This is a genomic window from Vibrio salinus (assembly GCF_021272385.1).
GTDB lineage: Bacteria > Pseudomonadota > Gammaproteobacteria > Enterobacterales > Vibrionaceae > Vibrio > Vibrio salinus.
On sequence record NZ_JAJSDZ010000010.1, the window covers coordinates 1,090,022 to 1,115,364 of the forward strand.

At 40.0% G+C, this 25,343-nt stretch carries 23 protein-coding genes and 1 pseudogene; 6 read left to right on the plus strand and 18 right to left on the minus strand.

The features are described 5' to 3' along the window. Positions 1-9 precede the first annotated feature (9 nt). From astD to LRQ06_RS18610, 9 genes are all read right to left on the minus strand, one after another. Positions 10-1,518, minus strand: coding sequence for a succinylglutamate-semialdehyde dehydrogenase (gene astD / locus LRQ06_RS18570; protein WP_238484081.1), 1,509 nt, complete (start codon positions 1,516-1,518; stop codon positions 10-12). Continuing rightward, positions 1,472-2,509 carry an arginine N-succinyltransferase gene (gene astA, locus LRQ06_RS18575; RefSeq protein ID WP_232768534.1) on the minus strand — a complete coding sequence of 346 codons (1,038 nt, stop codon included), beginning with the start codon at positions 2,507-2,509 and terminating at the stop codon, positions 1,472-1,474. The genes astD and astA (LRQ06_RS18575) overlap by 47 nt, the downstream gene beginning before the upstream one ends. A 33-nt stretch (positions 2,510-2,542) precedes the next feature. Next, positions 2,543-3,565: an arginine N-succinyltransferase gene (gene astA, locus LRQ06_RS18580; RefSeq protein ID WP_232768535.1), complete on the minus strand. Its 1,023-nt coding sequence runs from the start codon at positions 3,563-3,565 to the stop codon at positions 2,543-2,545. After that, positions 3,562-4,779, minus strand: coding sequence for a bifunctional succinylornithine transaminase/acetylornithine transaminase (locus LRQ06_RS18585; RefSeq protein WP_232768536.1), 1,218 nt, complete (start codon positions 4,777-4,779; stop codon positions 3,562-3,564). The genes astA (LRQ06_RS18580) and LRQ06_RS18585 overlap by 4 nt, the downstream gene beginning before the upstream one ends. 80 nt (positions 4,780-4,859) lie before the next feature. Continuing rightward, positions 4,860-5,861 carry a GlxA family transcriptional regulator gene (locus LRQ06_RS18590; RefSeq protein ID WP_232768537.1) on the minus strand — a complete coding sequence of 334 codons (1,002 nt, stop codon included), beginning with the start codon at positions 5,859-5,861 and terminating at the stop codon, positions 4,860-4,862. A gap of 1 nt (position 5,862) precedes the next feature. After that, positions 5,863-6,636 (minus strand): histidine ABC transporter ATP-binding protein HisP, encoded by a 774-nt coding sequence (hisP, locus tag LRQ06_RS18595; protein ID WP_232768538.1) that lies wholly within the window; start codon positions 6,634-6,636, stop codon positions 5,863-5,865. A gap of 13 nt (positions 6,637-6,649) precedes the next feature. Beyond that, positions 6,650-7,378, minus strand: a complete 729-nt coding sequence (locus LRQ06_RS18600; RefSeq protein ID WP_232768539.1) for an ABC transporter permease — start codon at positions 7,376-7,378, stop codon at positions 6,650-6,652. 2 nt (positions 7,379-7,380) lie between these two features. Beyond that, on the minus strand, positions 7,381-8,061 hold the full coding sequence (locus tag LRQ06_RS18605) for an ABC transporter permease (protein ID WP_232768540.1): 681 nt from the start codon (positions 8,059-8,061) through the stop codon (positions 7,381-7,383). A gap of 60 nt (positions 8,062-8,121) precedes the next feature. Beyond that, a complete protein-coding gene (locus tag LRQ06_RS18610; protein WP_232768541.1) occupies positions 8,122-8,895 on the minus strand; it encodes an ABC transporter substrate-binding protein in 774 nt (257 codons plus the stop codon). 861 nt (positions 8,896-9,756) lie between these two features. Between LRQ06_RS18610 and LRQ06_RS18615 the strand changes: the two genes are divergently transcribed. Continuing rightward, positions 9,757-10,923 carry an MFS transporter gene (locus tag LRQ06_RS18615; RefSeq protein ID WP_232768542.1) on the plus strand — a complete coding sequence of 389 codons (1,167 nt, stop codon included), beginning with the start codon at positions 9,757-9,759 and terminating at the stop codon, positions 10,921-10,923. On the opposite strand, the gene LRQ06_RS18620 is transcribed toward LRQ06_RS18615, so the two are convergent. The 4 genes from LRQ06_RS18620 to LRQ06_RS18635 all read right to left on the minus strand — a co-directional run bounded on the left by LRQ06_RS18620 (position 10,914) and on the right by LRQ06_RS18635 (position 12,617). Further along, positions 10,914-11,312: a hypothetical protein gene (locus LRQ06_RS18620; protein WP_232768543.1), complete on the minus strand. Its 399-nt coding sequence runs from the start codon at positions 11,310-11,312 to the stop codon at positions 10,914-10,916. The two genes, LRQ06_RS18615 and LRQ06_RS18620, sit on opposite strands and share 10 nt — an antisense overlap. Then, positions 11,309-11,533 carry a membrane protein insertion efficiency factor YidD gene (gene yidD / locus LRQ06_RS18625; RefSeq protein ID WP_232768544.1) on the minus strand — a complete coding sequence of 75 codons (225 nt, stop codon included), beginning with the start codon at positions 11,531-11,533 and terminating at the stop codon, positions 11,309-11,311. The genes LRQ06_RS18620 and yidD overlap by 4 nt, the downstream gene beginning before the upstream one ends. After that, on the minus strand, positions 11,533-11,748 hold the full coding sequence (locus LRQ06_RS18630) for a DUF4177 domain-containing protein (protein WP_232768545.1): 216 nt from the start codon (positions 11,746-11,748) through the stop codon (positions 11,533-11,535). Before LRQ06_RS18630 ends, yidD begins: the two co-directional genes overlap by 1 nt. Positions 11,749-11,813: 65 nt before the next feature. Beyond that, positions 11,814-12,617, minus strand: coding sequence for a DUF5718 family protein (locus LRQ06_RS18635; RefSeq protein ID WP_232768546.1), 804 nt, complete (start codon positions 12,615-12,617; stop codon positions 11,814-11,816). Positions 12,618-12,904: 287 nt separating this feature from the next. Here LRQ06_RS18635 and LRQ06_RS18640 point away from each other — a divergent pair, with 287 nt between their 5' ends. Next, entirely contained in the window at positions 12,905-13,726 is an 822-nt protein-coding gene (locus LRQ06_RS18640) for a shikimate 5-dehydrogenase (protein WP_232768547.1), read from the plus strand. Positions 13,727-13,788: 62 nt separating this feature from the next. Here the strand turns inward: LRQ06_RS18640 and LRQ06_RS18645 are convergent, their stop codons facing one another. The 3 genes from LRQ06_RS18645 to LRQ06_RS18655 all read right to left on the minus strand — a co-directional run bounded on the left by LRQ06_RS18645 (position 13,789) and on the right by LRQ06_RS18655 (position 18,151). Beyond that, entirely contained in the window at positions 13,789-14,277 is a 489-nt protein-coding gene (locus LRQ06_RS18645; RefSeq protein ID WP_232768548.1) for an Lrp/AsnC family transcriptional regulator, read from the minus strand. Positions 14,278-14,465: 188 nt separating this feature from the next. Continuing rightward, a complete protein-coding gene (locus LRQ06_RS18650) occupies positions 14,466-16,112 on the minus strand; it encodes a SulP family inorganic anion transporter (protein ID WP_232768549.1) in 1,647 nt (548 codons plus the stop codon). A gap of 308 nt (positions 16,113-16,420) precedes the next feature. Further along, complete coding sequence (locus tag LRQ06_RS18655) at positions 16,421-18,151, minus strand: bifunctional metallophosphatase/5'-nucleotidase (RefSeq protein ID WP_232768550.1); 1,731 nt, start codon at positions 18,149-18,151, stop codon at positions 16,421-16,423. Between the two features lie 301 nt (positions 18,152-18,452). On the opposite strand from LRQ06_RS18655, the gene LRQ06_RS18660 reads away from it, so the two are divergent. Beyond that, entirely contained in the window at positions 18,453-20,090 is a 1,638-nt protein-coding gene (locus LRQ06_RS18660) for an ATP-dependent endonuclease (protein WP_232768551.1), read from the plus strand. Between the two features lie 7 nt (positions 20,091-20,097). Here LRQ06_RS18660 and LRQ06_RS18665 read toward each other — a convergent pair whose 3' ends face one another. Next, positions 20,098-21,003, minus strand: a complete 906-nt coding sequence (locus tag LRQ06_RS18665; RefSeq protein ID WP_232768552.1) for a LysR substrate-binding domain-containing protein — start codon at positions 21,001-21,003, stop codon at positions 20,098-20,100. A gap of 198 nt (positions 21,004-21,201) precedes the next feature. Here LRQ06_RS18665 and focA point away from each other — a divergent pair. The 3 genes and pseudogenes from focA to LRQ06_RS18680 form a co-directional block, all read left to right on the plus strand. Then, positions 21,202-22,044, plus strand: a pseudogene (focA, locus tag LRQ06_RS18670) (formate transporter FocA); the annotation flags it as partial. A 232-nt stretch (positions 22,045-22,276) separates the two neighbouring features. Next, on the plus strand, positions 22,277-22,912 hold the full coding sequence (locus tag LRQ06_RS18675) for a hypothetical protein (protein WP_232768553.1): 636 nt from the start codon (positions 22,277-22,279) through the stop codon (positions 22,910-22,912). Between the two features lie 310 nt (positions 22,913-23,222). Beyond that, the gene (locus LRQ06_RS18680; protein ID WP_232768554.1) at positions 23,223-24,020 is read left to right on the plus strand and encodes an EAL domain-containing protein; all 798 of its coding nucleotides are present in this window, start codon (positions 23,223-23,225) and stop codon (positions 24,018-24,020) included. 8 nt (positions 24,021-24,028) lie between these two features. Here the strand turns inward: LRQ06_RS18680 and LRQ06_RS18685 are convergent, their stop codons facing one another. Continuing rightward, entirely contained in the window at positions 24,029-25,339 is a 1,311-nt protein-coding gene (locus LRQ06_RS18685; protein ID WP_232768555.1) for a GGDEF domain-containing protein, read from the minus strand. Positions 25,340-25,343 lie beyond the last annotated feature (4 nt).

Here is a 25,343-nt window from a genome sequence, read left to right on the forward strand (position 1 = left end):
CTTATAATCTTACTTAAAGTGTAGGCCAGGTAATGGGTTTTCAGGAAAAACCAATGTCTCAGATTCAATGGAAGCCATTGGCCAGGAACAATAATCAGCCGCATAGTACGCGCTGGGTCTGTGATTTCCGGAAGCACCTGTCCCTCCGAAAGGAGCACTACTGGAAGCACCTGTCAGGGGTTTATTCCAGTTCACAATACCTGCCCGTGCTCTGAGCAATAATGTATCGTAATCCTTTCTGTCTGTAGAAATTAAACCAGTCGCAAGACCAAAACGTGTATTGTTTGCAATTTCAATTGCTTCTTCAAACTGCTTATAGCGGATCACACTCAGTAAAGGGCCAAAATATTCGTCATCAGGTAACGATTCGATACCGGTTACGTCGATAATTCCAGGGCTCAATAACGCACTGTCAGACCGAAGCAGTTTCATTTCCAGTAATCGGGCGGCTCCTGATACACATAATTTTTTCTGAGCATCAAGTAAATCGCGGGCAGCTTTCCCGGAAATAACGCTTCCCATAAAAGGAACCGGTTCACTATCCCATTCTCCTACACGAACAGCACCAGCAACTTCACAAAGCCGCTTTAAAAGTTTGTCCCCTTCAATATTTTCAGGCACTAATAGACGCCTGGCACAGGTACAACGCTGCCCTGATGTGATAAATGCCGATTGGATGATTATATTAACGGCCGCATCCAAATCGTGATAAGAATGGGCAATTAATGCGTTATTCCCCCCCATTTCTAATGCCAGAATTTTTTCCGGTTGTCCTCCCAGTTGTCGATGCAGCTGATAACCGGTATTCGCACTTCCGGTAAACAAAAGTCCATCAATCTCCGGACTGGATGACAATGAAATGCCCACATCTTTACCACCCTGAATAAGATTCAGTACCCCATTAGGTAATCCGGCCTCTGCCCATAATTCAACTATTTTCTCTGCCGTCATCGGGGTCAGTTCACTTGGCTTAAACACAACGGTATTACCAGCTAATAATGCAGGGATAATATGTCCGTTAGGTAAATGACCTGGAAAATTATAAGGGCCAAAGACAGCTAAGACCCCATGAGGACGATGCCTTAAAACCGCACGGTCATTCCCCATATCGGTCACTTTAAGTCCGGTTCTCTCATTGTAAGAGTTAACAGAAACAGGGAGTTTATTTATCATCGACTGAACTTCCGTCAGCGATTCCCATAATGGTTTTCCGGTTTCTCTTGAAATAATTTCTGATAAAACCGTTTTTGATTCTTCTACTTTTTCAACAAAACATTTCAGATACGATAATCGCTGTTCTCTGGTCAGTTCAGCCCAAGAGGGGAAGGCATTACGTGCCGCATGAATCGCATCAACAACCTGAGCATCGGATGCAGAGTAACCAGTCCAAAGTAACTCATTATTTGCCGGATTTCGTTTTTCAAAAGAAACACCAGAACCATCAGTCCAATGACCATCAATAAATAGACTCTTAGTCACGATTTTTCTCCTTAGAAAATAAAGAGACCACCCGGACATTTTCACCATCTGAAACATTTAGCGCTTCAGCCTGCATAGGCGTAATATAAATTTCTGTCCCGGTAACTCTCTGAGCTCCAATAATTGCCCTGAAGTTTTTATAGCTATCGTTTCCAATCAAAAATTGCTTATCACCTTCATTCATTGTCAGTGAAATCACGACTTTTCTGAGTTCGCTGTCCCGAACAATACGCAAATCTTTTGTATAGGCTTCCAGTGTGGGGCCCGCATCAAAAATATCGATATAACCTTCATAGCGCATTCCCTCACTTTCAAGAATTCTACGGGCCGGAATGGTATTCGGGTGAACCTGAGCAATAACAGTTTTCGCCTCTTCAGTCAGAAAGTCGACATACAATGGGTGCTTCGGCATAAGCTCTGCAATAAAAGACTTCTGCCCTAATCCTGTTAACTGATCGGCTTCTCTGAAATCAATCGAAAAGAAATGTCTTCCCAGCCTTTCCCAAAATGGGGAATAACCGTCTTCATCAGAAACGCCTCTCATTTCTGCAATCACTTTATCTGCAAATTGATCCTGAAAAGCAGCGATAAAAAGCATGCGGCTTTTCGATAACAAATGACCGTTTTTATTCTTCCGGTAATCCGGTTCAAGAAATAGCGTGCATAATTCACTATGACCCGTATGGTCGTTACTCAAAAACAGTGTTGGCATCTGAGTGTAAACATTTAATTCTTTTGAAGCATGAACAAGTGTACCAACCCGAAAGTCATACCAGGGTTCAGAAAGACCCATCGCTACTTCAATTCCGCAAACTCCGACAATGCAGTTTTCTGAAGTATCTTCAAGAACAAACAGGTATCCCTGTTCCGCGACCTCATTTGTCCCTTCCCAGGTCGCCAGTACCCGTTCAATTCGTTCTGATATTTTGTTCTCATCATGTGGCAAAGATGTAAAACCAATCCCGGTACTACCTGCCAACATCATTAATGCCTGCTTGTCTTGTCTGCAGACAGGACGAATAACCATCATCACCTAGTCCTTTTTTATTTGCGTAAGCGTCCTTCAAACGCTAAAAAAACAAATGCTGGTATTTTCTTCAATACCTAACTGCTGTATTACCTTTTCACCGACTATTAACCCATTATCAGAAGGCATAGCTGATACCATAATGACCTGAAATCCATCTTTGCTTTCATAACCGATAATGTACCGGTTTAATGATGATTCAATACCATTAACACCAGACTGAATCACGCCAAAACACGTCTCTCTGGCCAATCTGACTGCACTTTTCGGGGCAGTCAAAATAGGTCCGCCATCAAAAATTTCCAGATATTTATCCGGTTCAAAACCTTGTTCACTTAGCAAGTGACACTGTAACTCAGCATCAGAATGTACCTGTCCCATGACTTGCTGAGCTTCTTCATCTATCAAAGGAACATACAATGGATAGTGCGGCATTAACTCTGCAATAAATGTTTTTTCCAATGTACCGTGGTAGTACTCAACCTGATTGTAATCAATACCAAAAAACTTACGTCCCACATGTTCCCAAAATGGCGCCCGTCCATTTTCATCAGCGATACCAGGTAAAACGGCCATCCACTCATTAGTGAACCGCTCTTCATGGGCAGCCATAAATAATAAACGACCTAACGTTACCAATTTCGGATATTCAGTATTGTGCATCGAAGGAACGACATAAAAAGTACATAGTTGCGAATGGTCACTTAAATCATGATTGAGTTTCAGCGCATGAATTCTGCTATGAACATTCAGCTCTCTCGACGAATGGATCATGGTATCGTTACGGAAGGAATAAAAAGGGTCATGAAAACCAGCTAATGCATTCACTGCTCCGGTACCCAGAATTTGTCCAGAATCGATTTCTTCCAGAACAAAAAGGTAAAACTCTTCTCCCGGGCTCAATATGTCCTGTTCAAATGAATGAATCGATTTCTCAATCTTTTTGACTAAAAGCTCTCGTATTGCCGGTAGAGTACAAACCAATGTACCACTTTCATCAGCCAGTCTTTCGATTTGGTTTATATCGCTCAGTTTTGCTGGACGTAATATAATCATCATTCTTCCCTGATTAAAAAGTCTTCCAATGCCAAGGCAAAACGCATCAGGCCCTTTTCCACTTCTTCAGGAGATATATTCAAAGCCGGTGCAAAACGCACCACGTTCGGACCGGCAATTAAAACAATTAAACCATGCTTAGCACATACATTACTTAATTGTTTAGCCATCCCCTGATAGTTTTCATTGAGTTCACAACCGAGTAATAATCCCATCCCTCTGATTTCCTTAAACACCTGGTACTTGTCGTTGTATTCGGTCAGGCATTTAACAAACCGATCATGGGTATCATCGATGTTATTTAAAAACATTTCATCATTGATGGTGGAAAGTACCGTTCCAGCCGCTGTCGCAGCCAAAGGATTGCCACCATAGGTTGTACCATGTGTTCCGGCAGAAAGTGAGGGTGAAAGTTTGTTTGTCGTTAATATTCCACCAATAGGGAAACCTCCTCCCAGCCCCTTAGCCGTCGACAAAATATCAGGAACAACACCATAATTCATGTAGGCGTATAACTTCCCGGTACGTCCGACACCAGTTTGAACTTCATCAAATATCAACACAGCATCATGTTCATCACACGCTTTTCTTAACGCGGTCAGAAAGTCTTTATTTGCAGGGATAACACCACCTTCACCCTGAACAGGTTCAACAATCACAGCACATGTTTTGCTGCTGATGGCTTGCACTGCCGCATCAGTATTATTGAACGGGACATGACGAATACCCCCTGGCAACGGACCAAAATTTTTAGCATACTTAGGCTGACCACCGGCTGAAACCGTAAACAGGGTTCGGCCATGAAAAGAGCCATTGAAAGCGATAATTTCATTTTTCCCGGCATCATAATGATCTGAAGCGTACTTTCTGGCCAGCTTAAGTGCCGCTTCATTTGCTTCCGCCCCTGAGTTACAAAAAAAGACTTTATCTGCAAATGTGGCATTAACTAATTCTCTGGCTAATGTTAAAACCGGTTCATTGGTATAACCATTACCAAGATGCCAGACTCTGTGCATCTGCTGCGTTACCGAGTTAATTAATTCAGAATTTGCATGTCCCAATGCATTCACGGCAATGCCCGCTGCAAAATCAATGTAATCCTTTCCCTGTTGATCGAACAGAATGGATCCTTTCCCTTTAACCGGTATAAATCCCGCCGGTGAAAACATAGGGATCATGTAGTTATCGAAATCATTTCTTTCCAGATGCGTGTCCATATTCTCCGCCTCAAGTTTGCCTGCATCCTGCCATTATTGATTCTTTATCTGACACTGGCATTAATATATGCGACTAAAAATTATAAATTTTCACCCGACGTTTTACGCCGGAATCGCTTCGTTCGTTCATCTCTGGGGGTGATGCCGTAATAGGACTTATAGCTGGATGAAAAGTGGGGGCCACTGGAGAATCCGCACACCAGCCCTATCTGTACAATGGACTTACCCGTGGTGCGTAAAAGATGCTGAGCCCGCTGTAATCGCAGCTGTAAGTAGTAACGGGCTGGCAATACATTCAGATAACGTTTAAATAAACGCTCCAGTTGTCTGCGGGAAATATACACATACTCGGCAATTTCATCCGTCGACAGGGGTTCCTCAATATTATTCTCCATCAATTCAATGGCCATTGTAATTCTCGGCTGAATATCGTCTCCACCCAGCGTGACAGCAGGTAATCTCTGCTTCTCTTCGGCACTTCTTACCCTGTCAATGCATAACTGATCAGCCAGCATGTTTACTGTTCTGGAAGATTCACGATGTGATATCCATTCATGAAGAAAATCAACCAAAGTCAGTTTTCCGGCACAAAGACTGATGGAGTCGGCAATCATATATAACTGCGGCAATATCTGGCAACGGGGATAACTCTCTCCAATTTCATCCCAATGTTCCCAGTGAACAACAACCGGAAAATTCTGGTACAAACCAGCATCAATCAACCACATAATTCCGGTATTGACCGTAATAAGTGGTATTTCATTCCCGGATAAAACATTCTGTAATAATTGCAGAGTTTCCTGGCTGATGTTCTCGACAGGCAAGAGATTGGACATAATCAGTAATATGTCAAAATGATCAGTCCACTCCCAACAAGGCATATGTTCAGAAAAAAGGGACAATGCATCATTATGTGTAGTATTTCGGATCAGTCCAAGCTGATATTGATTCTGATCCGAAGTGAGATTCACCTGACGAAAAAATGTTTCGCACAATGCCAGCTCCAGCACCGGTATATCCGATGGCAACCAGATGGCTATCCGGATATGACCTTTCTCTGCGGAACCTTGTCCACCGGACATACTATTTTAAAGCCCCTGAGAGAAACTGCTTTAATCGTTCACTTTTGGGATTTTCCAGAACGACATCCGGATGCCCCTGCTCTTCAATGACGCCCTGATGAAGGAAAATAACATGATTGGATACGTGTCTGGCAAACTCCATTTCGTGAGTCACGACAATCATCGTTTTTCCTTCTTCCGCCAACTTTTGCATAATCTTCAGCACTTCACCGACCAGTTCCGGATCCAGAGCCGACGTCGGTTCATCAAATAGCAGAACCTCCGGTTCCATAGCCAGGGCTCTGGCAATGGAAACTCGTTGCTGTTGACCTCCGGACAACTGAGACGGATAACGTTGACTAGCCGAATCATCGATACCCACTTTCTTAAGATAAATCTGCGCCCGTTTCCTGGCCTCATTTTTATCCAGTCCCAACACTTTCACCGGAGCCATCATGACATTCTCTAAAGCTGTCATATGACTCCACAGATTGAAATGCTGAAATACCATCGTCAGTTTTGTCCTTAACAACTGCAACTGCCGTGAATCGAAAACCTTCAGTTCCCCACTGGGTTCCCGCACCATCTTAATGATTTTCCCATTGACATAAATATCACCTTCACAGGGTTTTTCAAGAAAGTTCAGGCATCGTAAGAACGTACTTTTACCTGAACCTGATGAGCCTATGATACTAATTACGTCACCAGCTTTAGCCTGCAAAGAGACACCTTTGATGACTTCATGATTTCCATATTTTTTATGCAGTTCTTTGACTGCTAACTTGGTATTTTCCATAACAAAGGATTTCCTACGCAGGCTGGTGAGAGTTATCAAGCGGCTGAAGGTGCTTCAGCCATTTTTTTTCTGCCATTCTGAACAATCCAACCAATAAAAATGAAATGAACAAATATAGAATTGCAGCAATACCGAAAGCAGTAAAAGACTGATACGTCGCTGAATTCACATCTCTGGCAACTTTTAAAATATCAGGAACTGTTGCGGTAAATGCCAGCGAGGTTGCATGCAGCATAAGAATTACTTCATTACTGTATGCTGGCATTGCCCTTCGCAATGCAGAAGGAATAATCACCGTAAAATACAGTGACCAGTCGGAAAATCCATAAGCCCGGGCCGCTTCAATTTCACCTTTATCCGTTTCACGAATGGCACCGGCAAAAATTTCTGTCGTATATGCGCAGGTATTTAACACTAAAGCCAGTAACGTGCAGTAATACCCGCTTCTGAAAAACCAGTTCAGAAACTCCGTTGACCGGACAAATTCCAGTGTGTATACACCGGTATAAAAAACTAAGAGCTGAACATAAAGTGGCGTACCTCTGAACACATATGAAAACAGCCATACAGGTAATGCATATTTTTTTTTGTCAGATACCCGTAAAACTGCCAAAGGTATTGAAACAATAAATCCAATACATACCGAAATAACTAACAGCCACAAAGTAACAGCCAAACCGGTGAAATGATATCCATCACTCCACAGATATTGTTTCCCATACTCTAAAAATACATCAAACATCGTTAAACGACTCCCCGTTCAAACCGGTAACGTTTATGCAACCAGATAAAAACAACATTTGAGATCGTGGTAAACAACAGGTAAATCGCGGCAGCAACAATCGTAAACATAAAAAACTGATAAGTGCCTTTTCCGGCCATTTGCGTTGCTTTAACCACGTCAGCCAATCCGATAATGGAAACCAAAGCAGTAGATTTGAGAATAACCAGCCAGTTGTTTTCAATCCCTGGCAGAGCATGGCGCATCATCTGAGGAAACAGAACGTAGACAAAAATCTGCCAGGGTGTCATTCCATAAGCCCTGCCGGCTTCCATCTGTCCTTTTGCAACGGCCAGAAACGCCCCTCTGAATGTTTCTGTCAGATACGCGCCGTAAATAAAACCTATCGTAAGAATTCCGGCGACAAAAGGATCAATATTTAATTGCGTCCAATTCAACGATTCCGTCAGGTTGTTCAACGCAATCTGCAATCCATAAAAGATAAGCATCATTAATACAAGATCCGGAATTCCCCTAATCAGGGTGGAATATAGCGTAGCCAAAGAAGTCGAAACGGTTGAACCAAAGAGTTTAGCCAGCGCGCCAAGCAGCCCCAGAATAACAGCTAGCAGTCCGCTGAATATAGCCAGTTTTATTGTCATCCAGGCGCCCTGAAGGATCAGGTCACCATAACCATAAAGCATATTAACAGTCCTTGTTAATTCAGGCAGGGAAAGGCTCCCTGCCAGTCAGTAAAGTGTGTGTTACTTACCGTAAATATCAAAATCGAAGTATTTCTTAGCAATCTTGTCGTAAGTGCCATCTTCCAGCATGGATTTCAAAGCTGCATTCACTTTTTCTTTAAGTGCTACGTCTTCCTTACGCATACCTATACCGGCGCCAACACCAAAGTATTTTTCATCATTGACTTCAGGACCACTGAAATGGAAAGATTTACCAATAGGACGGTTTAGGAAACCATCGCTTGCTGCAACCGCATCCTGAAAAGCAGCATCCAGACGACCGTTAACCAGATCTGCATAGATAAGTCCCTGGTTTTGATAAGTGACAACATCAACCCCTTTTGGTGCCCACATTTCTTTTGCATATGTTTCTGCGGTTGTACCCTGGAAAACACCAACCCGTTTTCCGGCAAGAGAAGCCGGTGTTGGTTCAAGAGAAACAGATTTACCGGTCACTAAACGAGCGGGAGTGCCATATAACTTATCTGAAAACGCAATCTCTTTCTGACGAGCCGGAGTGATCGACATAGATGACAGAATAGCGTCAATTTTCTTAGCTTTTAGTGATGGAATCAGTCCATCAAAATCGCTTTCAACCCAAGTACACTGAGCTTCAATTCGTTTACAAATTTCCTTACCAAGGTCGATATCAAAACCCGCTAAAGTACCATCAGGTTTTTTAATTTCAAATGGCGCATAGCCAGGTTCAACCCCAAGACGAATGTTATCCGCTGCATAACTAATCGATGAAAATGACATTCCCGCGATAAGTAAAGACAAAAGTGTTTTTTTCATTTTAATCTCTTCTCGTATTAACGATGGTGTAACATACAGCACGAATTGTGCCAATTATATTAATAAATATCACTACTAAATAAAGTTACTATTATGCTGAGTATTTATTCGTGATGGTGCTATTTTAATGAAATTTAATTCAATTAAAACCAAATTTAATTAAAATGAGAGACACAACAAGTCCGGACAGCTATGCACAAAACATAAAAACAATCGCACCAAAATGTCACAAAAATAATCATAATGGTGCATTTTTGTCATTTTTAACGATATTTCTTCATTTTCACTTAACTTGATGCACCAAATTAGTCATATTTAAATAATAAAATTGTCATTCATATTTGCGGCTAATAATTATATTTTTCGTCACTTTTTCAATTGATGTTATATTTTTGTTCTTATTATGTTACTTACAAAAATATTAGTTAATGATTTATTATTCACTATTAGAGAATTTAAAATCAATTTAATATACATCTGATTATTGTTAATCCTACCTATTGTTGAATATATTATTATTTCTCAAAATAACTTACGATTAAATTATATACCCGGATAGCGTTTAAAATGTATGTTTGAGAAACAAAGCATTAACCTCATAGCAACATGCTGATTTCAAAGATATTTATTCCGTGTGTAAAAATTGACTTACCAGAAAAATCAGTGATTCCAAATAATATCTTCCCATCTGCCAGTATTTAATTCCGCCATATTTCAGTTAAAACGGACAGAAACAACATCATCGTCTTCGATAAATTTTCTTTGTCGTAAAGGTTAAAATTCTTCACTTTACCTAATACTCAATTAGTTCAATATTCGCACAGTCTTTATATTTTTATCTTTTTACTCAGGTAAATAGCAGTGACAACTTCCGCCGTACACAGATTAACAAACACCATTCCCTCACCCGTTATTGCTATATTTAGCTATGCGATTGCTACCGGTTACTCCACAAGCGTACTTCCTTTAATTATCCCTGAAGGTGTCCTGTCTGCCTCTCTTTTTACTGGTTGGTTAACTGCCATCTTCTATACCGGAATGATAAGCGGGACACTATCGAGCAACATTTTAATTCTCCGACTCGGTCATAAAACCAGTTTCATCACGTTGCAACTCTGTTTGTCTTTCATTTTGTTGCTTCTGCCTGTCTTTACTAACCAATACTTCTGGCTACTTGACCGCGCAATATGCGGTTTTCTGGTAGGCGGTATTTTTGTCACTATTGAGTCATGGTTATTAAAAGGCTCAGATGATAGGAAAAGAAAACGCCTGAGTATTTATATGTGCGCGCTGTACGCCGGAACCACTCTGGGCCAATTAGCATTATCCGTATTCGGGGCAGCAGGAAACACACCTTTTACTTTATCAGCTATTGCTCTCATTCTTGCAGCAATTACTCTTGTCATACTTCCTGATTATAAATCAGAAACACATTTCGTTTCCTCATCTATCCCAACAATAACGAGCTTCCATCATTGGGTAAAAACACCAGCCCTTACCGGCTGTTTTATATCAGGTATTTTATTAGGTTCCGTATATGGTGTAATGCCCTTTCAGCTTCAGACAATGGGTATGAGTCAAAAACAAATAGGTCTTATGATGGCCGTCATCATAATAGGTGCAATTACCGTTCAACCAGTTATTAGCATTTTGTCTAAAAAAGTGGGGGGAACACTACTGATCAGTTTTTTTTCTTTGCTGGGAGCAATGAGTATCGCTCTTTCAGAGCAATATCTTAACTATCTTTTTATTGGTATGTTTTTACTGGGAATGGCTGTATTTGCCCTCTACCCAATATCGATAAATCTGGGGAGTTCCGATTTTTCAGAAAACGATATGGTAGGCGCATCCCAACAGATGTTACTGACATGCAGTGCCGGATCGATATTCGGACCTTTAATTGCTCAAAAGTTTATTTCCTCGCAATATGGTATTTTTGGATTATTTTTTATCATCCTGATTACAACCAGTATCTATATGCTGCTCGTTAGCATAAAAGGAATCTCCCGGATTGCAATTCATAAATGAGTGTTTTTCAAAGAATCGTAGACTCGCTCCGATACTCTGAGATTATATAACCTTGCTATCTTTTGTGAAAAAAACAACTGCGGCAATTCATAAACAGCAAGAGTCACAATCCCCCACAATGCCAAATCAACCCCAAAAACCAAAGCAATAATGCAGATAATTAACACTGTAAACTCGACTATAAACTGAGGATATTTTTTCAGATACAGATGGTGAAAGCCACCAATCAATGACCATGTTAATACCGCATACGTATCAGGATCTTTTATCTCATCAGAGATATGTTGGTAATAAAGGTGCCTTTTTTCATCTGAAAGTTCAGATACTGCAAGACGAAGCATTTCCTCTTTTACCTCGATACTTTCAGTTGCCTCAAAATACTCTTTCACGGAACATCATCCACTATTTTTTCAACCAAATCCGTATGACTACAACGTTTAATACGCTGGCACCCCATCATCCATCCTTTAATAACACCATACTTTAATATGCACTGACGGGTATACTCAGAACAACTTGGTTCGTAATTACACTCAATATTGAAAAAAAATTCAGAACCACCATTACTTTGGTACCAGGAAATCATCCTTAATGAAACATGCTTTAACATTACCGCCCCAATGTCAAAATTACAGCTTCCCGCGTCCAAAATAACATAAACCGTTTTTGTTCTATCACCTGAAAAACAACCTGCCACCCATCCTGAGCATACTTGTTTAACTCCGCTTCCAAACGCTGCAATGGCAATCCACTGGCTCCAAACAATAGAGTGCCACATCCTCCTTCAACAACATGAACCACTTTGTACTCTTTGTATTGTGACATTTCACTCAGCCTTATGTAAAAATAAAAGCCGGGGATAACCCGGCTTTTAACTCATGAATAAATAATTATACAACCGATTGTTTTAGTATAGATGCATTCGCAGGACACTCACCCTTTTCTATCCATTCGGCAATATTTTCAATTTCCTTCGGATAGACAGCTACAAAGATCTCATCACCACTTTCCAGATAGTTCTGTTCACCAAAAGGTTCATAAGCCGTAGCACCAACAGAAATAACGGCAAACTCAGGATAGCCATTTTCAGACAACAACGCTGAAATGTTCTCCAATGGCCCGGTATCTTCCTGATTGTTCATCTTGTCAATTAACCAATCAATCAAGATTTCATAAAAATAACTGTAACCCAGCACTTCGGTATCAACACCATAAGGATGTAAAACACCATCACGTTTAGCAAATGATGCCAGTTTGTAATCGTCCAGCGTTCCACCCAGACTAAATTTATCTAAATCAATCCAGATATCACTTACCCCTTTACTGCATTCACCCCAGTTTTTTTTCTGGGATATTTTTGTCGCACCATCTTTTCGTACAGTACAATCATTAAATGCCGCGAATTTACGCGGATGAATGCCAACAACCTGCTTGTTCTTATATTCAAGTTCGCAGTACAGTGCAACTTCGGGTTCCAGTTGCGGATTAATCGTACCAGAAGCAACCTGTTGTTTTCCTGACAACGGAAATACATTCAGAAAAGAGTCTGACTTTGGCAAATAGAACGGGAAAATACCTTTGGGAGCCCCTTCTTTTGCCTGAACATTAACAAAATCTTTCATTTCTCCGGCCTGCTCTAAATGCTTAGCAAAATTACCTGCAACGCCTAAGCCAATACACTGTTTTAAATCCATGATAATCAATCTTCTAAATAACACTAAAGAAGACATAATAATCTTTTTCTCAACAATTAAAAAAGCGAAACCAGAAAATTTCTCTTAGTAATTTGATCCAATTCCATTCAAAAAGCACATCGACTGTAAATCAGACAGAGATACACCAGCTTTCAATAGTTCATTATTACGATTTAACTAAAACAATAAAAAGTTCATGTGCAATTCCGTGATCGATTGATAGGATAACCACCTATACCCAACTGACCGTTTTTCAGGTTATGGTATTTTTCTATAGGGACAACAATATGGAATTACCGATAAATAAAGATACAACGTTATGCATTTCCCTCGCAGGAAATCCAAGTAATTTTGGTACGCGTTTTCATAATTTTCTATATAAAGATCTAGGTCTTAATTTTATCTACAAAGCCTTTACTACTAACGATATTGAAGCAGCGGTAAAAGGGATGCGGGCACTTGGTATTCGTGGGTGTGGCGTCTCAATGCCCTTCAAAGAAAGTTGCATTCCGTATATTGATGAAATTACAGAATCAGCCAGAGCCATCGACTCCGTCAATACTATCGTCAATACAAATGGTTACCTGACCGCTTATAACACCGATTATATGGCCATCTATCAACTCATTAAAAAAAATAATATTGCTCCCGAAACAACTTTCGCATTGAAAGGAAGCGGAGGAATGGCTAAAGCCGTCGCCTGCGCATTAAGAGATCTGGGATTTAAAAATGGACTTATCGTTGCCCGAAATGAAGACAAAGGGAAGAAACTGGCAGAAACATCTCAGTTTGACTGGATCTCATCTTTGAAAGATCAGCCAGTCCAGATGTTAATCAATGCCACTCCTGTCGGGATGCAGGGAACAGAATACGAAAACGATCTTTCATTTACAGGTAACCAAATTGAGTCAGCGAATATTATCTTCGATGTTGTGGCCTTACCGTCCCATACCCCTTTAATAAAAGCATCACTGGAAAACAAAAAAATCACAATAATGGGCAGTGAAGTCTTTGCGATTCAAGCATTAGAGCAATTTAAGCTTTATACCGGTATAACACCGACACCGGAGCAGTTCATCAAAGCATCAGTGTATTCACGCGCTGGATAAGTACTCTATTAATTACAGGCAGGCAGAAATGCCAGCCTGCAATTACATGCAAGACTATCTATCTAATCAACTATGGTTAGTCCGGTTTCGGGTAAAGGAAGCGAAGTTTTATACCGAACCTGTTTTAAAGCAAAACTGGAACGAATATTAGAGATACCATGAATTTTGGCTAAGTGAGTCAGAATAAATTTCTCCAGAGATTGTATATCAGGAACCAAAACCCTGAGTAAATAATCTTCTTCTCCCGACATCAAATAGCACTCCATCACTTCCGGCCTGTCAGCAATTGCGCCTTCAAAACACTTCAGAGCTTCTTCATCCTGCTTTTCAAGACTAATATGAATAAACACATTCACATTTAATCCAAGCATGCCCGCCGACACTAATGCCACTTTTCCGTTTAGTATTCCCAGCTCTTCCAGCCTTTTAACACGGTTAAAACACGGTGTTGGTGATAGATTCACCCGCTTTGAAAGTTCTGCATTTGTTATGTCCGCATTACTTTGCAACTGACTGAGTATCGATATATCGACTTTATCAAGCTTAACCATGTAAATTATCCAAAATAACACAAATATAAAGATAATTTATACTGCAATATGGTCCGATTCAACATATATAAGAAATTTATTCCTAAATTGCTTTACTCCAGATCTGTCTCCATAAAAAATGCACCGGTAAATTCATCTACCGGTGCATGTATCTCAGTCATAACCTAAAGGTGAGCTTTCCAGAGAAATCAGTTCTGAACTGCTATATTTTCAGACAACGCCTGACCAAACTCTTTATATACGCCTTTGTCTCCTAATAAATCGACAATTTTTGCTCTTTCCAGTTTCGTTTCAACCAGATTATTCGGGCCGGAAACCACGACTTTAATACCACGGCGCTGAAAATTCGTAATGATTTCTTCCAAAGACTGAAGACCGGTGATGTCAATAAAGGGAACCCATTTCAGGCGTAATATAATCACTCTCGGAAATTCCTGAATTTGACGCATCGTTTGTTCAAAAGACTCAACCGCAGCAAAAAATACAGGGCCATCAAGTGCGTAAACGACAACATCACCGGGCAGCTCTTCATATCCAAGCTTAGAAAGCTCATTATCCAAATCCTGACTATCATCCGCCTTAACCTCAACACTACTCGCCATTCTTCTGACAAATTGCAAAATCGCAACAATGACACCAATGTTTACAGCAACCACTAAATCAGCAAAAACGGTCAGCAAAAAGGTCACCAGCAAAATAACCACATCCGCCCTGGGGGCCCTTTTCACGACTTTAACGAAATGTTTTACTTCACTCATATTCCATGCAACAACAAACAAAACCGCACTCAATGTCGCCAGAGGGATAGAAGATGCCAAAGGTGCCAGTGCTAATAAAATCACCACAAGAGTGAGTGAATGAACAACACCGGATAGCGGGCTTGTCGCGCCATTTCGGACATTAGTCGCGGTTCGTGCAATCGCTCCGGTAGCAGCAATACCACCAAAGAATGGAGCAATCATATTTGCGATCCCCTGACCGACTAGTTCCTGATTCGAGTTATGGCGGGTATCTGCCATACCATCGGCAACAACAGCAGAAAGTAACGATTCGATCGCTCCCAGCATTGCAATAGCAAAAGCAGGACCAATCAACGTAATCACATTAGACAACGAAAAATCCGGAACCGAAAAGTTCGGTAATGACCGTGGAATACCTCCGAATGCAGAACCAATGGTTCTGACTCCTTCCATTGGCATCAGACACTCTGTTGTTGTCATAATAACAAGAGCAATTAGAGGTCCGGGAATTTTTGCCAGACGGTTAATATAGTTAGGCAACAATACCAAAATTAACGAAATAATACCGACAGCAAACGTTGGCCAGTGTAATGAAGGAAAAGCAGACAATAGCTGATAGATTTTTTCATGGAAATGGCCTTTAACCTCAACATTAAGACCAAAAAACTCACGCCACTGACCAACCCAGATAATGACGCCGATTCCACTCGTAAAGCCAATAATAACGGGATCCGGAATATAACGAATGATGCTTCCCATCTTACTAAGGCCAAGTGCAATCAAGATGATACCAGCCAATACAGTCGCAATCTGTAAGCCTGAAATACCATGTTGCTGAACGATTCCCGAGAGAATTACAATAAACGCCCCTGTAGGACCCGCGACCTGAATTCGGGAACCACCAAAGAGAGAGACACAAACACCGGCAATAATTGAAGTATAAATTCCCTGTTCCGGAGCCACTCCGGATGCAATAGCAAAGGCCATTGCCAGAGGCAGGGCAACAACGCCTACCACTAATCCAGAAACAATATTCCGGCTCCATTGCTTAGGAGCCAGCAACCCTTGTTTATATGCATCAACCACTGCAAACATGAGTATCAAACCCTTATAATTAGAAAGGGCTTGAATGTTACTCTTAATTTATATCTTGTAAACTTACTACTAATTGCATATACACCAACAAATATGCAAACAATAATTCCATAAATGACAAATTATTCACTTATCACTGACAAATCAATCACTACTAATTCGAAATATATGGCAGAAAATAAACCATTAAAGACCAAACCCCAATCCAGCCTATAACAACCAATGTATCTAACCAATCTCTGCGCCACATGGTTTTGCTCCCATTGTTAATGAGTGACATAACACACCATGCAATAATTAAACCAATTTTAACGAGTTAATATTTTCGAGTAACTACTGTCAGAAATATTCAGAAAATACCGATCGCTACGCAAGCTTTCAATAAAAGCATCTGCCATCGTGACATCAGAAAGATAAGAAGGAGCAACAGTACTGATAATTGCATCATAACCTTCTTTCCCTTTCATGGTATAGCTGGATGAAGTACCACAGTATACTTTTGTTTTATCGATAGATATCCAGTCATTATCCACATTCAGCTGCAACAACACGACTCTCTTACCGGCTGGTAATTCAGAGTTATACTCATAACGTAATCCATAGGTATAGGGGTAACTTCCTGAGCCGGTTCCGTCGACCCCATTGCTCAATGCATTATTTATTGCGCCTTCAATTGTTTGATATAAAGACCGTCCGCTAAGAAAATAAACACCGATTGGAATGGCAAACGGCAAAAGTTTACCGGCTATGTCCGCCGCTGTAATTCCACCAGGCTGTAACGAACAACGGACTCCACCCGCATTATGAATTGAAAACTGAACCGGAAAGCCTCTTTTTCTCATACTCATATAAAAAGATTTAGCAACTAAAGGGGCAACCTCGCTGGCGCCATATTCATCGGGAATTCTGACATGACGAAGTTTCTGAGAGAGACTAGCCACTTTTTCTTTTTTCAGATTGTTAACTTTGGACTGATAATTTTCAGTCAAAATTTCCTGCATACGGGCATCTTTTCTGCACACAGAAATCAATGGATGATTATCAATAACATCACAAATAGTATTATACAGTTCTGACTGTGATTCTTCTTCTCTGTCAGCATCAATAAATAAACGCCGGCCAAGAAGCAACTGATTACTTCCTTCAAAAGAAGTTACCGTGCCATCTGCTGCAAAATCAATTTCACAATGACCGATTGCCTGGCCATAAAATCCCGACTGAACGATAAACGTATCATTCACTTTAATACCGTAATCATCTTCTTTTTTCAGCCCCAAAAGAGAGTAATCACCTTGCAAAACATGGCTATGTCCTCCGACAATCAAACTGATGCCATCAACCTCAGCAGCCAGTTCTTTATCTGCCTCATAGCCAAGGTGACTGAGTAATATAATCTTATTAATACCCATACCATGCAGGTGAGAAACTGTCCTCTGCGCTGTTTCTACCGCTGAAACAAAAGGTGTATCCGCATCGGGGCTGGCGATATCAGCCATCCGGTCGATGGATAGCCCCATGATTGCCAATTTTTCACTCTGAAATTCTTTAATCAGGCAATTAGCAATCTGTTTATCCGCGTCGTAGCTAAAAACCTTTTCATTATCTGACAGACGAGGAGATTTACTCTGACTTTCTGACGACAAATCCCAGTTACCGGCCAAAATAGGGAAATTAACCTGTTTTGAAAACTGAGCAAAAATTTCGTTCCCAATATCAAGCTCATGGTTACCCACTGTCATAGCGTCAATACCTAACTCGTTAAGAAAATGGGCATTCGCTCTGCCTTTAAACAGTGAAAAGAATAGTGTTCCCTGGAAACAATCTCCGGCATGCAAAAACAGAAAGTCCCGTTTTTTATGCTTTGCAATTTCCCGGTATTCATCGGCCTTTGTCTTGATTCGGGCCACACCACCGGCACTAACATAAGGTGTCACTGTTTTTCCCCCGATAGCCATAGAAAGAGGCAGAGACAACGGTTCAAGATAGGAGTGAGTATCATTGAGATGTGCAATAGAAAGTTGAAGAGGATTATTAATCATAAACCGACCAGAAGACCAAACTTACATCATTTTATCGAGAGAAATATGACAGGAAAATGAAACAAAAAATAGTATACCCTAATCTCACAGGTTTAACATTTAATGTGTCATATTTTATATCCTATTGACATCTGGTGCCAAATTCAAAAAGCCATCAATCCACCTGGTAAAATGAAAAAATACAACGCTCTTCACAGAGTTATTTAAGCGCAACCTCATGAATTTAAAATAACCTTCTGGAAATTCCATTTGTAGTCACAGATAATCGGAACATAAATAGAGAGGTACAAAAGGAGCGCATATGCGGCTTGATAGAGTGGAAATATCCGGATTTCGGGGAATTCGACGCCTGTCATTAGCATTTGACGAACTCACCACCATGATAGGCGAGAATACATGGGGGAAATCATCATTACTTGACGCCTTATCTATTTCCCTACCGGCTGACGGGCAGCCTTACCAATTTTCACTCGAAGATTTTCATGTCGATTATTCAATATCACAACCACAAACTCAAAGTATTCAAATCATTCTCAGCTTTATCGCCAATAATTCAAAAGAACTGAAAGCAGGGCGTTACCGAAAATTAAAACCCCTATGGCGTAAAGACGAAAACGGCCAATACCGGATCATTTACCGAATCAGCAGTGAAAGAAAAAATTATGATATTACAACGAAATACAGCTTTTTGGATTTAAATGGCAAACGGCTTGTATTATCTGCATCGGATCGGTTTGCTCAGGAACTCATGAGTCTTCATCCAGTTATACGGTTGAAAGATTCACGACACTTTGACCGGCCTTTTGATGTCCAGAATAAGAAAAAATATCACCCAAATGTTGAAAAACGGATAAACAATACCTGTCGACGGTTGCTTGAAATTCCGGGACACGTGAATAAAAAAGAAATGAAAAGCAGCCTGAATGCAATGAATGCACTGGTTGACCACTATTTTTCATTCAAAAGCCATCACCGTAGCAATCCCAGAATTGACAGAGACAGTATCGTTTACGCCAGCCCTTCCACAGAAAAAAGCTTTAGTGAGTTTATTACGGAAACAAACAACAAGCAGACCCGTCTTTTATTTATGGGTCTTCTTAATGCTTATCTACAGGCAAAAGGACCAAATGAATTACGCCGCTGCGCCCGCCCAATCCTAATTATCGAAGATCCGGAAGGACGGCTTCACCCTACCCATCTGGCCAGAGCCTGGAATCTGTTTGCTCTGTTGCCAATGCAAAAAATTCTGACCACCAACAGTGGCGACTTACTGAGTTCTGTTCCCCTTCATTCGATACGCAGGCTTATCCGTGCTTCCGGAAAGACCATTTCACTATCGATGCCTGGCAATAGTTTATCTAAAGATGAACTGAGAAAAGTTGGGTTTCATATTCGTTTCCACCGTTCGAGTGCCCTTTTCGCCCGTTGCTGGCTTCTTGTTGAAGGCGAAACCGAAGTATGGTTATTTAGTGAACTAGCCCGCCAGTGTGGGTATAATCTGATGGCAGAAGGCGTACAAATTTTGGAATTCGCGCAATCCGGGCTGAAGTCTTTAATCAAAGTAGCAAAAGCATTTGGAATCGACTGGCATGTGGTCACCGATGGTGATTCAGCCGGGAAAAAGTATGCAGCAACCGTCAGATCACTCCTAAAAGATGAACAGGAACGCCACCGTCTTACTGAATTACCAGATCGGGATATCGAACATTTCCTATATTCTCATGGTTTTGAAGAATTTTTCCGGGAAATGGTCAAGATACCAGTTAATCATCAGATTCCACCCAAAAAAGTGGTTGCCAAAGTTCTGAAAAAACACACTAAACCCGATTTAGCGCTGGCCATTGTCTCTCATTGTGAAAGAGGTGGAATAGAAAGGATTCCTCTGTTACTCAGATGGACGCTAAAACGCGTTGTCACCATGGCAAACGGAAACACCTAGTTTTCCATTAATTAATCAGTGACCGTCCCTGCATCATATTAATCCCCTCCCTTCTTACGCATTCAATAAGCGGATTATCTTTGCTGTCCACTCTCCAGACAAAAGATAATGTCCTTTCAATGTTAAGCTCTGGTGTGTTCAAAATCGCCAGTTGTCCGGTATCCACTGATTTTTTGACCTCAAGATAAGGAAGACAAGAAAGGCACTCACTATTAATAACCAAACTTTTTATCACAGGGACAAAATCGTATTCCCGCCAGACATTCAGATGTCTGATATGAGAAAATATTGCGCTATCGAATACTGCACGAGTCCCGGAACCTTGTTCCCTTAAAACCCAGGATGAATTTTCGAGCATTGATAAACTGATTTCCGGATTGCCGGCATAAGGATGCTCTGCGGAACAAACAATCACAAGGCGGTCTTTACACCACTCCTGCTGCATCAATCGCTGGTCATCACACCGCCCCTCAATAATACCAAGGTCACACTGATAATTCAGTAACTCACTGATGACGTTATGAGTACTGTAAACTGAAAAATCAAGCCGTAATTCAGGATATGTCTGATTAAGAAATGAGATCAGTTCCGGCATCAAATATTCTGCCGGAGTCTGGCTGGCAGAGACTCTCAAGAGTCCGCTCATAACTTGCTGATCCATAAAGCCAGACTCAATATGTCTTGCATCCTGAAGGAGCCGTTTAACTCTGGGCTGTAACCACATTCCCCAGTATGTTAAAGACATCCTTTTCCCATGCCTTTCGAATAATGGCCTGCCAAGTATTTTTTCCAGCTGAGCGAGTGACATACTTGTCGCGGATTGTGTTAAAGACAGTTTATCGGCTGCCTGGCTCACACTTCCTGTCTCACATACCGCCTCAAACACTGCAAGTTGTTTTAAGGAAAATTTCAACGTTATACCTTCGTTAAATAACAAATATATAAGTTACATAGGTGTATTATACTACTTAGTAATTTCTTAGTATCAATATTTTTGATATATAAATTCAAAATTACAGATTTATCTAACCGTCATAAATTCGGTAATCTACGCGCACTTATGTGCCGTAGCACACATTTTTGACATTTTTTATTTTTTTGGAGAATACGGATGGGGAACAACACAGACTTCTTCACACCACATGAAATGATGGTAGAAGCCGAAAAATATGCAAGTGGTAAAACGAAAAAGTCAACAGGCACAATTCTGGGACTGGGTGCTATGGCCGGATTATTTATTGGTCTGGCATTTGTATTCTATACCACTGTTACAACCGGTTCTTCAGCTGCCGGAGTGGCATGGGGCATGTCTAAACTCGCCGGCGGGCTCGCGTTTAGTTTGGGGTTAATACTGGTTGTTATTTGTGGCGGTGAATTATTCACCAGCTCAGTACTGAGTATTTTAGCCTGGGCAAATAAAGAAATCAGTACTTCAAAAATGTTTGGTATCTGGGGAAAAGTCTATATCGGTAATTTCCTTGGTGCGATGTTACTTCTTCTTCTTGTCAGTGCCGCAGGTCTTTACGAAACCGGGCATGGACAATGGGGCTTAAATGCTCTGAATATTGCACAGCATAAACTTCACCATACTTTTATTCAGGCCTTTGCATTAGGCATTTTATGTAACCTGTTGGTTTGTCTGGCAGTATGGCTGACTTTCAGCTCACATAATGCATTCACAAAAGCATTTATGACCATCCTTCCGGTCGCTCTTTTCGTTTCAACCGGTTTCGAGCACTGCGTGGCCAACATGTTTATGATTCCGCTGGGTATCACTATTCACGCATTTGCTCCGGAAACGTTCTGGACAGCAGTTGGAGTTGACGCCAGTCACTATGCAGACCTTACCGTTGCTAACTTTATTGTTAAAAACCTGATTCCGGTTACATTAGGCAATATTGTTGGCGGTGCAATTTTAGTTGGTATGTCAAACTGGTTTGTTTTCAGCCTTCCTTATAAAGATAAAGGACAACCTGAATCTCAGAAACACTAATCCTTTATTGATTAACCTGAAAATGCCGGATTACATCCGGCGTTTTTTTATCAGTATCAGAGAATTACATAATTTATTGCTTGCAAACCCAACTTTTTGCATTTTAATATTTACAAATATCTAACCTATCACCCATAATCAAATTCTTGCCTTATTTGGTCCCATCCGGAAAAAACTGACAGGAGTGCTGGCTTTGTTGCTGGATGTATTAATACAGAGTGTTAATGAGTTTCAGGCTGACTTCAGACTGTTATGTGAAAAACACTACCCCGCAATACATAACCAGGGAATGACTGAGCATCATCTGGGATTAGCCTTATCCCGCCGTTTGGCCAGAACTCTGGTGGAATTTGGTCATCCGTGTGATTTCCAGCCAATAGAACTAAATAAAAATAATGAAAAACATGCTCACTTCCGGGTTTCGTCTGATATTGGCACCGTTTGGATAATCAGTCACCATTTCGTTAACGCAGGAAAAAACTACCGGGACCAAATATTCAAAAAAATAATTCAATGGCGAGAAGAATATGGATTTGCTATTCAACCCAACGATCTCTTATTACTGGCATCCGACCATTGGATAAACCGGCAGACACAAAGCAGGAACTTATTACACTGGTGGATGGGAATGTTACCCGACCACATTGAAGAATATTTAGCTCAGGGAATCACCTTAAATGAGTGCGATTCTCAAATGACACAATTTCTTGACGATTATTTTCAGGCCTCACCCTGTTTTATAAAATATGCCCACCCTTTACTCCGTAGCAAAGATAATTGCAGCTTCAAAAAATATTTACACCTATATGCTGTACTTCAGTGGTCTTAAATAGATCATTTTATAACCATGATTAATTAATCACTGGTTCTTTCATATCTATTATTATGCAATTTTGTTAAAAATAGATGAATTAGGTAATACTGGTAACTAACTAATAATCATATGGTTTTATATAATTCATCACGTTATGTGTGTAAATTCCGATCAATTTTCTTTCAATATTTAAACTATCCCAGATAAATTAATATCAAAATGAAAAATATTCTAACAATATATTGACATTGTCAGGAAAACGTCAATACTATCAAAGTGATTAATAAGATACTCCTTCTTTTTTGTCGGAGAATAAGCGTTACCTATGGGAATTGACAATAGTTCTACAATAAAAGAATTAGTTTATCGCCATGAAGAAAGTGGTGAATATGTTGCTCAATATAAGCAACTGGCCCTACGTAGTGCTTTTCAACCCATATTTGATCGACGAAGAAAAATCATTGGTGTGGAAGCTTTAGTCAGAATCCAAAACCAATTCAAAACCGTGATAAGTCCTGAGCATTTTTTTCATTCGATGCATTTTAGTGACGAAGATAAAAATAACGTTGAGCACTTAAGTCTATTGCTTCATATCCATAATTATTCAATATCTCCATATGGAAATTTAAAGCTATTCTTAAATATTTTACCTAATTCCAGTCACTTAATCGAAAATGCAACTATTAATAATCATTTATTGTCAGATTGGTTGAAATCATTAAATATTAATAAACATTCGATTGTATTTGAAATAATGGAAATTGAGTATGATAATCATCAACTCCTTTTTTCATCGACCCAAAACCTTTCAAACAGTGGATTTTCAATCGCAGTTGACGACTTTGGCTCAAGAGCGTCCAACTACGAACGTGTCAATATCCTTTCGCCAGATATAATTAAACTTGATCGTTCATTGTTAACTGCCTATATGGATGGCGATGAAGAACCTTTAATTCAATCGTTAACCTTTGCCAGAGCAAAAGGCGCACTTACTGTGATTGAGGGAATTGAGACAAACGAACAATATCTGGCAATGTCTGATCTTGATATTGATATGCATCAAGGGTTTTATTTAGGCGAACCAGATTTCGTTACAAATTTGACAAATAGCAAACTGAACTAAGTAAATTTCTATTCTGTGGCGCTTTCTTTGCTTTCTTTAATCAACTTCTTTTCGCCATACATATTTTTATCCGCTATTCGTAATAAGTCCTCCAGATTATCTGAGTCCGATGGAAAAATCGCTGACCCTATACTCACTTTTGCATTAATTAACGTGTCTTTGAACAAAATTTCATGGTGCAGAATTACTTTCATACTAAGAATTTTTTCGTCAAGCGTACCGTCCAGTTCTTTAAGATTCAAACAAACGACAAATTCATCGCCACCGATTCTGCCTGCAAAATCAGATGCTCTAAGCTGATCACTCAATCGACCAGACACTACTTTAATCACTTCATCACCAGCATCATGCCCGTAGGTATCATTGATGAATTTAAAATCATCAATATCAACAAAAAGAAGAGCAAATTCTTCACCATTTATCTTTGCCAGACCAATTGAATCATTTACCTTTTGCTCCAGAACACGGCGATTCAACAATCCAGACAAATAATCATGACTGGCCAGATAGGACAGCTCTTCTTTTTGACGAGATAACACAATGGTTTTCTTTTCAACTTCCTGCTCCAGTTCGTCTTTTTTAATGGTAATTTTATTTAAAGACTCCCTCATACGATCACAAATCGTAATTAATGAAACAAACTCTTCATCAAGGTCGACATTCGTATTTATTGCATCTTTAAAATTTGCTCTGGATAAATTAAAAAAAGCATATTTGAGTACTTTCGCTCCTTTTTGAAAACGCTTATAAATTATTAAATTCACAAAAACGATAATAAATGCAAATATTATCAGTTTAATGCCAACCGAATAAACTACTTCCGAATGATTTTTCTGATTATCTTTAATGTTTTCTTTAACTAAGTATAATATCTCCTCTGTCATATTTTGAATTATCATGTTATATCTGGCATGCAGAATTTCCAACCCTTCATCATTAGTCCGGCCCGAAGCTGAATGCCATTTATTTTTTTCCTGATGCAGAAGAGAATCCAGACTGGCATTCATTCGTTTGATACTGTTATATGTCGACTGACGATTGCCAGTATTTTCTAACAAATTCTGAAGGATGTGTTGAGCAGCTTCGACCTGCTCAAAGCTTTTTTCATCAGAATACTGTAAAAAAGTCCACAACTGACTTCGCAAAAAATTAATAGAAGCTTGTATTTGAAGTAAATTATTTACTTCATCCTGCATTTTTTTATGTTCATGCATCAAGCTGGTAAATGAACTGACAACAAACACAAATAAAATACTTGTCGCAATAATCAAGCCTAATAGCTTTCGAGATAATGAATTAAAAACATAATAACGGCTCATTTAT

Coding starts and splice junctions, on each gene's coding strand:
- LRQ06_RS18650 (WP_232768549.1), bottom strand. CDS start 16,112: ATGTTTGCAGTGGTTGATGCATATAAACAAGGGTTGCTGGCTCCTAAG.
- hisP (WP_232768538.1), bottom strand. CDS start 6,636: ATGGAAAATACCAAGTTAGCAGTCAAAGAACTGCATAAAAAATATGGA.
- LRQ06_RS18585 (WP_232768536.1), bottom strand. CDS start 4,779: ATGGACACGCATCTGGAAAGAAATGATTTCGATAACTACATGATCCCT.
- LRQ06_RS18660 (WP_232768551.1), top strand. CDS start 18,453: ATGCGGCTTGATAGAGTGGAAATATCCGGATTTCGGGGAATTCGACGC.
- LRQ06_RS18640 (WP_232768547.1), top strand. CDS start 12,905: ATGGAATTACCGATAAATAAAGATACAACGTTATGCATTTCCCTCGCA.
- LRQ06_RS18605 (WP_232768540.1), bottom strand. CDS start 8,061: ATGCTTTATGGTTATGGTGACCTGATCCTTCAGGGCGCCTGGATGACA.
- LRQ06_RS18645 (WP_232768548.1), bottom strand. CDS start 14,277: ATGGTTAAGCTTGATAAAGTCGATATATCGATACTCAGTCAGTTGCAA.
- LRQ06_RS18655 (WP_232768550.1), bottom strand. CDS start 18,151: ATGATTAATAATCCTCTTCAACTTTCTATTGCACATCTCAATGATACT.
- LRQ06_RS18630 (WP_232768545.1), bottom strand. CDS start 11,748: ATGTCACAATACAAAGAGTACAAAGTGGTTCATGTTGTTGAAGGAGGA.
- yidD (WP_232768544.1), bottom strand. CDS start 11,533: ATGTTAAAGCATGTTTCATTAAGGATGATTTCCTGGTACCAAAGTAAT.
- LRQ06_RS18635 (WP_232768546.1), bottom strand. CDS start 12,617: ATGGATTTAAAACAGTGTATTGGCTTAGGCGTTGCAGGTAATTTTGCT.
- LRQ06_RS18610 (WP_232768541.1), bottom strand. CDS start 8,895: ATGAAAAAAACACTTTTGTCTTTACTTATCGCGGGAATGTCATTTTCA.
- astA (WP_232768534.1), bottom strand. CDS start 2,509: ATGATGGTTATTCGTCCTGTCTGCAGACAAGACAAGCAGGCATTAATG.
- astD (WP_238484081.1), bottom strand. CDS start 1,518: ATGTCCGGGTGGTCTCTTTATTTTCTAAGGAGAAAAATCGTGACTAAG.
- LRQ06_RS18685 (WP_232768555.1), bottom strand. CDS start 25,339: ATGAGCCGTTATTATGTTTTTAATTCATTATCTCGAAAGCTATTAGGC.
- astA (WP_232768535.1), bottom strand. CDS start 3,565: ATGATGATTATATTACGTCCAGCAAAACTGAGCGATATAAACCAAATC.
- LRQ06_RS18600 (WP_232768539.1), bottom strand. CDS start 7,378: ATGTTTGATGTATTTTTAGAGTATGGGAAACAATATCTGTGGAGTGAT.
- LRQ06_RS18590 (WP_232768537.1), bottom strand. CDS start 5,861: ATGTCCGGTGGACAAGGTTCCGCAGAGAAAGGTCATATCCGGATAGCC.
- LRQ06_RS18680 (WP_232768554.1), top strand. CDS start 23,223: ATGGGAATTGACAATAGTTCTACAATAAAAGAATTAGTTTATCGCCAT.